Source organism: Pseudomonas sp. KH_027, assembly GCF_057838565.1.
In genome coordinates this window covers 1-10,362 of record NZ_CM174470.1, presented here as the reverse complement: position 1 = coordinate 10,362, position 10,362 = coordinate 1, and the positions used below count along the sequence as shown (strand labels likewise).

At 56.2% G+C, this 10,362-nt stretch carries 7 protein-coding genes; all 7 read right to left on the bottom strand.

Features of this window, described 5'->3' with window-relative positions; all coding sequences use genetic code 11:
- Nucleotides 1-8: 8 nt before the first annotated feature.
- On the bottom strand, nt 9-701 hold the full coding sequence (locus AC3IYG_RS00035) for a hypothetical protein (RefSeq protein WP_489311690.1): 693 nt from the start codon (nt 699-701) through the stop codon (nt 9-11).
- 140 nt (nt 702-841) lie between these two features.
- Entirely contained in the window at nt 842-2,062 is a 1,221-nt protein-coding gene (locus AC3IYG_RS00030; RefSeq protein ID WP_489311689.1) for a restriction endonuclease subunit S, read from the bottom strand.
- Nucleotides 2,059-3,597: a type I restriction-modification system subunit M gene (locus AC3IYG_RS00025; RefSeq protein WP_489311688.1), complete on the bottom strand. Its 1,539-nt coding sequence runs from the start codon at nt 3,595-3,597 to the stop codon at nt 2,059-2,061. The genes AC3IYG_RS00030 and AC3IYG_RS00025 overlap by 4 nt, the downstream gene beginning before the upstream one ends.
- Nucleotides 3,598-4,204: 607 nt before the next feature.
- On the bottom strand, nt 4,205-6,622 hold the full coding sequence (gene gyrB, locus AC3IYG_RS00020; RefSeq protein WP_489311687.1) for a DNA topoisomerase (ATP-hydrolyzing) subunit B: 2,418 nt from the start codon (nt 6,620-6,622) through the stop codon (nt 4,205-4,207).
- A 4-nt stretch (nt 6,623-6,626) separates the two neighbouring features.
- A complete protein-coding gene (gene recF, locus AC3IYG_RS00015) occupies nt 6,627-7,730 on the bottom strand; it encodes a DNA replication/repair protein RecF (protein WP_489311686.1) in 1,104 nt (367 codons plus the stop codon).
- A gap of 21 nt (nt 7,731-7,751) precedes the next feature.
- Entirely contained in the window at nt 7,752-8,855 is a 1,104-nt protein-coding gene (gene dnaN / locus AC3IYG_RS00010; RefSeq protein WP_489311685.1) for a DNA polymerase III subunit beta, read from the bottom strand.
- A 37-nt stretch (nt 8,856-8,892) separates the two neighbouring features.
- Nucleotides 8,893-10,362 carry a chromosomal replication initiator protein DnaA gene (gene dnaA / locus AC3IYG_RS00005; RefSeq protein ID WP_489311684.1) on the bottom strand — a complete coding sequence of 490 codons (1,470 nt, stop codon included), beginning with the start codon at nt 10,360-10,362 and terminating at the stop codon, nt 8,893-8,895.

The window sequence follows — 10,362 nt, the reverse complement described above, 5'->3', positions numbered from 1 at the left end:
CACCGTCCTTAGGAATCTACAAGCGAACTAAGATTTGTATCCAGCGTGAAGGTGAGGTACGGCGCGTAGCCCATCAGCATGATGGAAAGCGCTGCTAGGTCTCGGGCCTCTATTCCACGGAGACGTCCGGCTGGATTGCCTGCATGGCGAATCCCCGGGTAGTCCGATGCAAAGCCGTACAATTTCTTTAGCGATTCTTTGATGGTCGCATGCGGCCAAGAAGTCAATTGGTTACACATGTCTCCTAAAGTATTCGCTGTTACTTCGTCAGCGCGCGAGGCAATCGCCTCCAGCAGCATGACCTGACGACCAATACAGGTCTTGATGCGCTCCTCAGTCGCTCCATATCGAAGATCCCTTATGGCCTCTTCATGAGCGTGGAACAATGCAGAAAGGTGCTCATCGGAACTGGCAAAACGCTTCAGTGCTCCCGTCAAGTCAGCAAACATGCCTGGCAGCGTTGGACTTAGGGTGCATGGGCGTCGGAGAGAGTAACCGAGGCTGAACTTTTCAATGAAATCGGACAAGAGGACGAAGTAGCGATTTGATAATCCGTCACCCTGCAAGTCCTCTAGTATCTCGAACGCCGCCTCAAAGAAGCGCACCAATGCCTTTTCGCTAGTAAACTCAGTCGCTCCAGATGCTTCAAAGGCCTGCCAGCCCTGCTCTGGGTCATCAATCACATCGGCAAGTTCTTCCACGCTGGGCCTTACTGCGAATGTGGTGACCAGTTCCCTATACAGCTCGCAGAACATGTCCGATGGGGCTTCTTCTATTTCGGCAAGCGGGAGCCATATTGCTCTCCACGTCTCAGACCAAACTCCGATGAACTCACCTCGCATTAGAGCTCCCCTCTAAAAGCTCTGTGTTGGATTGTCACGAACAGTTTGTCAGTGTGCTCAGCCGCAGATGAATGACTTGCCTTCACTGCCATAATTTTCGTAATGCAATCGGCAAACTGCCTCTGAAGAACAAGAGGAGGAAGGGCAACTTCAATCGAAAGAACCTTCTCTTGTGAGATGTTTTTCATCGACCCGCTAGAACCAGAGGCACGGCGGCTAACTTCCGCCCGAAATTTTTTCTGCCGGAACAAATAATTTACAAAATGAGGGGATGCCAGTGGTTCCTCATGCCAAACAAATCGCCACAGCTTATCGGGAAGCAATAGGTGATCTGTCGTTTCGGAGACGTAGGCCGTCGCACCTACCAATTCAGCTGTATTCGCACGGCTGAACAGTAAGTCCCCTGGCTTAACAAAGTGTGAACTCTGGGGGATGTGTTCGGGCGGCGCGGCCTTAGATTCATTCGGTTTGAATTCAAGCGACGTAACAGCACTTACCTTGAGCACCCGATACCGTGATGTTTCGTCCTCCTCGTCATCTGCTGCCACACTCTTACCGCTTTCAAAACCAGCGACAAAACTAGATACCGGAACAATTTTCCATTTTGCGGCTGGTGACATAAGGTCGCCAAACATCTCCTCAAAAATCGACTGCGCAAGACTGTCAATCATGGCCAAGGTTTCTTGGCGCTTAGCTCTAATAGCATCAACTTTATCTAGGATGGCGGCGATACGGCGTTGTTCGGGGAGGGACGGCAGAGGAATTGGCGCCGACCGAATATCGACCTGTGTAATGTTGGTCATAGAACCGCTTGAGCCGCTGGCACGCTTGAAGAAATGACTTTTTGCCGCTGGCGAACGGAGGGCTCTTAGGAGGTATCTGCGGTCGACCGCCATCTCATCAGGAATTAGCTTGAGCAGCTTATCCGAAAGCAGCAAATTTGGATGGTCTCCCAAGACCATGATGGGTGCGCCGACGAGTTCGCGTGTATTGGCACGTGAAATCAAAATGTCTCCGTTCATGGGGCGAGGACAATCGCCTGGGTTGTAATCCGCGGGCATCGCTTTGTTTTCATAAGGGCGGAATTCACCCCACGTCACCGCGCTGACTTTAAGAATTCCAAACTCATGCGCAGCTGCGGGTCGCTCTAGAGTTTGAATGCTCTTTCCGGCGACGATATCTAGGAGAACAGCGCCGACAGTCGTTGTAGGAAAGCTCACCTAAGCATCCCCTCAAGCTCCGCCATGTCCTTCTGAATGTCCTTCTCCAACTCATTCAGTGACTTCAGGATGTCCAGCGGATGATCGTGCTCAACCACTTCATGTACCACTTCCTTGTAACGATTGATGGAAAGGGCGTAGCCCTGCTCCGCAATGTCGGCCTTGGGCACACTGAAGCTCTGCTCAGTACGGGTACGTTTCCGTTCGCCGCCATCTCGCTGCTGCCAGCGGGTCAGCGCATCCGGCAGGTTGTTCTTGGCGTGCTCGGCTTCGCTCAGCACCCGAGCAGGACAGGGGCCAAGCTTGGCTTCATCCAGCAGCGGTTGACGTTTGTCGTCCAGGCTCCAACCATCGGCCTGCATATCATAGAACCACACATGGTCGGTGCCGCCTGAGTTGGTCTTGGTGAACAGTAAGATGGCGGTGGAAACACCGGCATAAGGCTTGAAAGCACCGGAGGGCAGGGAGATCACGCCATCCAGCTTCTGATCTTCCACCAGAATACGGCGCAACTCCTTATGCGCCTTACTGGAGCCGAACAGCACTCCATCCGGCACAATCACCGCAGCCCGGCCACCAGGTTTTAGCAGACGCAGGAAGAGGGCGAGGAATAGCAACTCGGTCTTCTTGGTCTTGATGATGCTGAGCAGATCCTTAGCTGTGTTCTCATAATCCAAGCTGCCCGCAAATGGCGGGTTTGCGAGGATCAGCGAGTATTTTTCCTCATCCCCAGCATGCTCTTCGGACAGCGAGTCCTTGTAGCGAATATCCGGGTTATCCACGCCGTGCAGCATCATGTTCATGCTGCCGATACGCAGCATGGTGTTGTCGAAGTCGTATCCGTGAAAAAGACCGCCATGGAAGTGATCGCGCAACGCACCGTCCTTGAACAAATTGGCGTGGTTGTCGCGCAGATACTCGCCTGCCGCCACCAAGAAGCCGCAGGTACCGCTGGCAGGGTCGCAAATCACATCCTTGGGCGTGGGTGCTGTTAGCTCGACCATTAACTGGATGATGTGGCGCGGAGTTCGGAACTGACCGTTCTGCCCCGCACTGGCGATCTTGCCGAGCATGAACTCGTAGATGTCGCCTTTGGTATCGCGGTCATCCATAGATATGTGATCGAGCAGATCGACAACCTTGGACAGCAGGCCAGGCGTTGGAATGGTGAAGCGCGCATCCTTCATATGGTGCGCGTAGGTAGAACCATCACCGCCCATCAGTCGCAGGAAAGGGAAAACATGCTCCCCGACAACCTGGTGCATCTCACTCGGGGAGAAATTCTTGAACCGCGACCAGCGCAGATCTTCGTAAGAACGACCTTTATCGTCCTTACCAGCAGGGTAGATAGGATTGCGGATAGGTTGGCCAAGAATGCGGGCCTTTGACTCCGCCAGCATCTGCTCTTCATCAAGACGCCGGATGAACAGCAAATAGGTTATCTGCTCCATGACCTCCAAGGGGTTGGCTATCCCCCCTGACCAGAAGGCGTTCCAGATGGCGTCGATCTGGCTACGTATTTCACCGGTCAGCATGCGTACAGCTCCTTATGGAAACCGACAGACCTCCCTCAGGTTGGATCTGTCTTAAATAAGGTGATGGTACCTGAGCCCCTCTTCAGGCTGAACTGATAACTCGGTCAAAGAAGCTCATAAGCAAAAGCCCCTGGCAGCGATACTGACAGGGGCTTTAGTGTGGCCATTTAACTTTGGCCGAACCACTTAACTTTGACCGAAATGGCAAATAACTTTGCCCACCTACAGCAGGGTGGCAGGGTGGCAGGGTGGCAGGGTGGCAGGGTGGCAGGGTCATCAGCATGCGGTTTGTTTTAAAGAAACCGCAAGCGTGTCGCATCGCACTGCCCATCAGTTATGACTGCTGATGGGCGATGCCCTTTTGATTGGCATAAATTGAAGCGCTCTAGCCGTCCCGCCGAATCTCCCAGAATTCGTCCACGCCAAAACGAGATTTTTCGCCTCTTCCTTGTAGCTTCACTACACAGCTCGCCTATGCGTGGCTGTGTGGCTATGCCTAAAAGCCTGATCTACAAAGAAAAACCCCGGCGCTAGGCCGGGGTAGTGACAGAAATTGTCATGACAATAACTCGTTAAATCATGCCAATTAACCTGCCCGTCGACAGAATCAGAAGTCCAGGTTGGAGACCGCCAAAGCGTTACTTTCGATGAACTCGCGACGCGGTTCTACTTCATCGCCCATTAAGGTGTTGAAGATCTGATCGGCACTGATCGCATCCTCGATGGTCACCTTGAGCATGCGGCGCGCGTCCGGGTCCATGGTGGTTTCCCACAACTGGCTCGGGTTCATTTCGCCCAGCCCTTTGTAGCGCTGGATGCTGTGGCGCTTGGTGCTTTCGGCCAACAACCAGTTCAAGGCTTCCTTGAAGGTGGTCACGGGTTTCTTACGCTCGCCACGCTTCACGTAGGCGCTTTCTTCCAGCAGGCTGTTCAATTGGTCGCCGAGGCTGGTAACGGTTTTGTAGTCGTTACTGGCGAAGAAGTCGCGGTTGAAGGTGATGTAGTTGGAGACACCATGGGAAATCAACTCGACTTCCGGCAACCACAAATGCCGCTCCTGGTCTTCCCGCAGCTTGGTCTTGTAGACCAGGCCGGACTTCTCGACGGTACGCAGACGCTCGTTGAACAACTCCAACCAACCTTGCATCGACGCCTGGTTCGCCAGGTTGTCGAGGCTGACGGCCGGCAGGTAGACGAAGTGCTCGGTCAGCTCCAGCGGGTACAGGCGCGACAAACGCTTGAGAGTCTTCATTACCATGCGGAAGTCGTTGACCAGGCGCTCCAGCGCCTCGCCAGCGATCCCAGGCGCGTTGTCGTTGACGTGCAGGCTGGCATCTTCCAGGGCCGACTGGGTCATGTATTCCTCCATGGCCTCGTCGTCCTTGATGTACTGCTCTTGCTTGCCCTTCTTCACCTTGTACAGTGGCGGCTGGGCGATGTAGACGTAGCCACGCTCGATCAGCTCGGGCAACTGGCGGAAGAAGAAGGTCAGCAACAAAGTACGGATGTGCGAACCGTCGACGTCGGCGTCGGTCATGATGATGATGTTGTGGTAGCGCAGCTTCTCGATGTTGTATTCATCGCGACCGATACCGCAACCCAGGGCGGTGATCAGCGTGCCGACTTCCGCGGAAGAAATCATCCGGTCGAAACGCGCACGTTCGACGTTGAGGATCTTGCCCTTGAGCGGCAGGATCGCCTGGGTCTTGCGGTTACGTCCCTGCTTGGCGGAGCCGCCAGCAGAGTCCCCTTCCACCAGGTAGAGTTCCGAAAGCGCCGGGTCTTTCTCCTGGCAGTCGGCCAGTTTGCCCGGCAAGCCGGCGATATCCAGCGCGCCTTTGCGGCGGGTCATCTCGCGGGCTTTACGCGCGGCTTCACGGGCGCGGGCAGCGTCGATCATCTTGCCGACTACGGCCTTGGCTTCGTTAGGGTTTTCCAACAGGAAGTCGGAGAAGTACTTGCCCATTTCCTGTTCGACCGCGGTTTTCACCTCGGAGGAGACCAGCTTGTCTTTGGTCTGCGAGCTGAATTTAGGGTCCGGCACCTTGACCGAAATGATCGCGGTCAGACCTTCGCGGGCATCGTCACCGGTGGTGGCGACTTTATGCTTCTTCGCCAGACCTTCCTGTTCGATGTAGGTGTTCAGGTTACGTGTCAGTGCCGAACGGAAACCCACCAGGTGGGTACCGCCATCGCGCTGTGGAATGTTGTTGGTGAAGCACAACAGGTTCTCGTTGAAGCTGTCGTTCCACTGCAGGGCGATTTCGACACCGATGCCGTCTTCACGCTGGACATTGAAGTGGAATACCTGGTTGACCGGGGTCTTGTTAGTGTTCAGGTATTCGACGAAGGCACGCAGACCACCCTCGTATTTGAACAGCTCTTCCCGGGCGCTGCGCTCGTCCTTGAGGACGATACCGACGCCGGAGTTGAGGAAGGACAGTTCGCGAATCCGCTTGGCCAGGATGTCCCAGCTGAAGTGGATGTTCTTGAAGGTCTCGGCCGAAGGCTTGAAGTGAATCTCGGTGCCGGTGCTATCGCTGTCGCCGACTACCCGCATGGGTTCTTGAGGCACGCCGTGGACGTAGGTCTGTTCCCAGATCTTGCCGCTGCGCCGTACGGTCAGTACCAGCAATTCAGACAGCGCGTTCACCACCGAAACACCTACACCGTGCAGGCCGCCGGATACTTTGTAGGAGTTGTCGTCGAACTTACCGCCGGCGTGCAGCACGGTCATGATGACCTCTGCTGCGGAAATACCTTCTTCTTTATGGACGTCTACCGGAATGCCACGACCGTTGTCGCGCACGGTAATGGACTCGTCCGGATGGATGATGATGCTGATATCGTCGCAATGGCCAGCCAGGGCTTCGTCAATCGAGTTATCGACCACCTCAAACACCATGTGGTGCAAACCGCTGCCATCGTCGGTATCCCCGATATACATACCAGGACGCTTGCGTACGGCATCTAGCCCTTTCAGCACTTTAATGCTGGAGGAGTCGTACGTTTGATTCTCGCTCATGCCTTCACTCCCGATGGTCGTGGGTCTGGGTGATACGGCCATGTTCCACGTGGAACATGGCAACCGGCGTATCCGTGTGCCAGCCATCCCGCAACAATTCATGGTCTACACAGGTGATAAAAACCTGGCAGTTCAAATCTTCTAACAACCGACACAAAGCCTTGCGGTGCTGCTCGTCCAGCTCTGACGGCAAGTCGTCCACCAGATAAATGCATTGACCGCGACGGGCCTGGCTGACCAGATGCCCTTGGGCAATGCGCAAGGCGCAGACCACTAGCTTTTGCTGGCCGCGAGAAAGTATCTCCGCCGCATTATGCGCACCAAGCCGAAGCCTGAGATCCGCTCGCTGGGGGCCCGCTTGCGTATGGCCAAGCTGTTGATCACGGAGGAGGGAAGTGGCCAGCACTTCATTCAACTCACGCTCTTTGTCCCAGCCTCGGTAATAACTCAGCGATAACCCGTCGATTTCAACCAACTCGGCGAGGATGCGCTCGAACACCGGTTTCAGTGCCTGAATATAGGCTCGCCGGTAACCGTCAATTTCATCGCCGGCCAGGCACAGTTCACGGTCCCAGGCCGCTTGCGACGCGGCGTCAAGTGTACCATGTCGCAGCCATGAGTTTCGCTGCCGCAGGGCCTTCTGGAGGCGTTGCCAGGCCGGTAGAAAGCGAGGTTCCACGTGGAACACTCCCCAATCGAGAAACTGTCGCCTGATCTTCGGCGCGCCTTCGAGTAAGCGGAAACTGTCTGGATTGATCAGTTGCAGCGGCAGTGTCTCGGCCAATTGCGCCGCGCTGCGTGCATTCTGGCCATCGATACGAATCTGGAACTCGCCCTGTCGATCACGGGATATGCCCAAGCTGCTATGGCCACCTTCAGCCAACTCGACCTGGCCGAATACCGTACAAGCCAATTGCTCATATTGAATGACCGGCAGTAAGCGGGCACTACGAAAGGAACGGGCGAGCCCGAGCAGATAGATGGCTTCCAGCAGGCTGGTCTTGCCGCTGCCGTTTGCGCCGTGAAGGATGTTGATGCGTGGGGAGGGGGAGAGGGTCACCGGGTGCAGATTGCGCACCGCGGTGACCGTGACGCGACTGAGGGACATCAGGCGGTTTTCACGTCAGCGTCAGAGACGCATCGGCATTACGACGTAAGCGGAATCGTCGTTGTCGGATTCCTGCACCAACGCACTGCTGTTGGAGTCGGACAGGATCAGACGAACCTGCTCAGTGGTCATCACCCCCAGTACATCGAGCAAGTAGCTGACGTTGAAACCGATTTCCAGGTTGCCGCCGTTGTAGTCGACCGCCACTTCTTCCTCGGCTTCTTCCTGTTCGGGGTTGTTGGCCTGGATCTTCAGCTGCCCGGCCGCCAGTTGCAGGCGGATACCGCGGTACTTCTCGTTGGAGAGAATCGCCGTACGGCTGAACGCTTCGCGCAGTGCCTGGCGATCGCCCAACACCAGCTTGTCGCCACCTTTGGGCAGCACGCGTTCGTAATCCGGGAACTTGCCGTCGACCAGTTTCGAGGTGAAGGTGAATTCACCGGTAGTCGCCCGTATATGATGCTGGCCCAGGACGATGCTGACTGTGCCGTCCTGCTCGGTGAGCAAACGCGCCAATTCCAGAATGCCCTTGCGCGGCACTATCACCTGATGCCGATCGGCCTGTTCGATGCTGGCTTCCATCGAGCACATCGCCAGACGGTGACCATCGGTAGCGACCGCACGCAACACGCCGGTCTGCACTTCCAGCAACATGCCGTTCAGGTAATAGCGCACATCCTGCTGCGCCATGGCAAAACTGGTGCGCTCGATCAAGCGCCGCAACTTGCTTTGCACCAGATTGAAAGTGAACGAGCCCGGGCCTTCTTCGACCGTCGGGAAATCATTCGCCGGCAGCGTCGACAAGGTAAAGCGGCTACGACCCGCCTTGACCACCAGCTTCTGCTCATCGACGCGGATATCGATCAGCGCGTCATTCGGCAAGCTTTTGCAGATATCCATCAGCTTACGCGCCGGCACGGTGATTTCACCCGCTTCAGCCGGCTCTTCGAGCGTGACACGGCCAACCAGTTCGACTTCCAGGTCGGTGCCGGTCAGCGACAGCTGCTGGCCTTCGACTACCAGCAATACATTGGACAGTACCGGCAAAGTCTGACGGCGTTCAACCACGCCGGCGACCAGTTGCAGCGGTTTCAACAGGGCTTCGCGTTGAATAGTAAAATGCATGGTCTCGTCCCTTGCCTCGTGGGCTGCGTCGTGGGGTTTAGGTGGTCAGCGTGCGCAGCAGGTTCTTGTAGTCCTCGCGGATGTCCGCGTCGGATTCCCTAAGTTCAGCAATCTTACGGCAAGCATGCAATACCGTAGTGTGATCACGACCGCCGAAGGCGTCACCAATTTCCGGCAGGCTGTGGTTGGTCAACTCTTTCGACAAGGCCATGGCGACCTGGCGCGGTCGCGCGACAGAGCGCGAACGGCGCTTGGAAAGCAGATCGGAGATTTTGATCTTGTAATACTCGGCGACCGTACGCTGGATATTATCGACGCTGACCAGCTTGTCTTGCAGCGCCAACAGATCCTTCAGCGATTCACGGATCAGCTCGATGGTGATATCGCGGCCCATGAAGTGCGAGTGGGCGATCACCCGTTTCAACGCACCTTCGAGCTCACGCACATTGGAGCGAATGCGCTGGGCGATGAAGAATGCCGCATCATGAGGCAGATCGACCTTGGCCTGGTCGGCCTTCTTCATCAGGATCGCGACCCGGGTTTCCAGTTCCGGCGGCTCCACCGCCACCGTCAGGCCCCAGCCGAAACGCGACTTGAGGCGTTCTTCCAGACCTTCGATTTCCTTAGGGTAGCGATCGCTGGTGAGAATCACCTGCTGACCACCTTCCAACAGCGCGTTGAAGGTGTGGAAAAACTCTTCCTGGGAACGCTCTTTCTTGGCGAAAAACTGAATATCGTCGATCAGCAGGGCATCCACTGAACGGTAGAAGCGCTTGAACTCGTTGATCGCATTCAACTGCAATGCCTTGACCATGTCTGCGACAAAGCGCTCCGAATGCAGGTACACCACCTTGGCATTCGGATTCTTCTTTAATAGGTGATTGCCCACGGCATGCATCAGGTGGGTTTTACCCAGGCCCACACCGCCATACAGGAACAATGGGTTGTAGCCGTGCTTGGGGTTGTCCGCCACCTGCCAGGCCGCGGCGCGGGCAAGTTGGTTGGATTTACCCTCGACAAAGTTTTCAAAGGTAAAGGTGCGGTTCAGGTAGCTGGTGTGTTTCAACGCACCTTCTACCTGCACCGAGCGCTCGGTGCGCGCCGGTGCCGCCTGGCTGCTGGCGCCGGCCATCGGGTCGAAGCTGGAGCGCGAGGGTTCATTGGTAATTGCCGCTGCCGGCTCGCTGCTGCGCGGCGCGGCGCTTACAGGGGCAGCCGCTGCCGTTGGCGGCGCGGTAGAGGCCACCCGAGCAGCCGCACTGCGCTTGCTGCCGATCAATAAGGATAGCGCCGGCGCCATGCCATCGCTGCGCTCACCCAGCAGTTCCAGCAACCGCCCCAGGTATTTCTCGTTGACCCAATCAAGGACAAAACGATTCGGCGCATAGATGCGCAGCTCGTCGCTGTCCGCTTCGACCTGCAATGGGCGAATCCAAGTGTTGAATTGCTGGGCAGGCAGCTCATCGCGTAGAAGCTCTACACACTGCTGCCAAAGTTCCACGGACAC

What these genes read in the sequence shown, in the direction of transcription:
- AC3IYG_RS00025 (WP_489311688.1), bottom strand. Translation starts at nt 3,597, where the DNA reads ATGCTGACCGGTGAAATACGTAGCCAGATCGACGCCATCTGGAACGCC.
- gyrB (WP_489311687.1), bottom strand. Translation starts at nt 6,622, where the DNA reads ATGAGCGAGAATCAAACGTACGACTCCTCCAGCATTAAAGTGCTGAAA.
- recF (WP_489311686.1), bottom strand. Translation starts at nt 7,730, where the DNA reads ATGTCCCTCAGTCGCGTCACGGTCACCGCGGTGCGCAATCTGCACCCG.
- dnaN (WP_489311685.1), bottom strand. Translation starts at nt 8,855, where the DNA reads ATGCATTTTACTATTCAACGCGAAGCCCTGTTGAAACCGCTGCAACTG.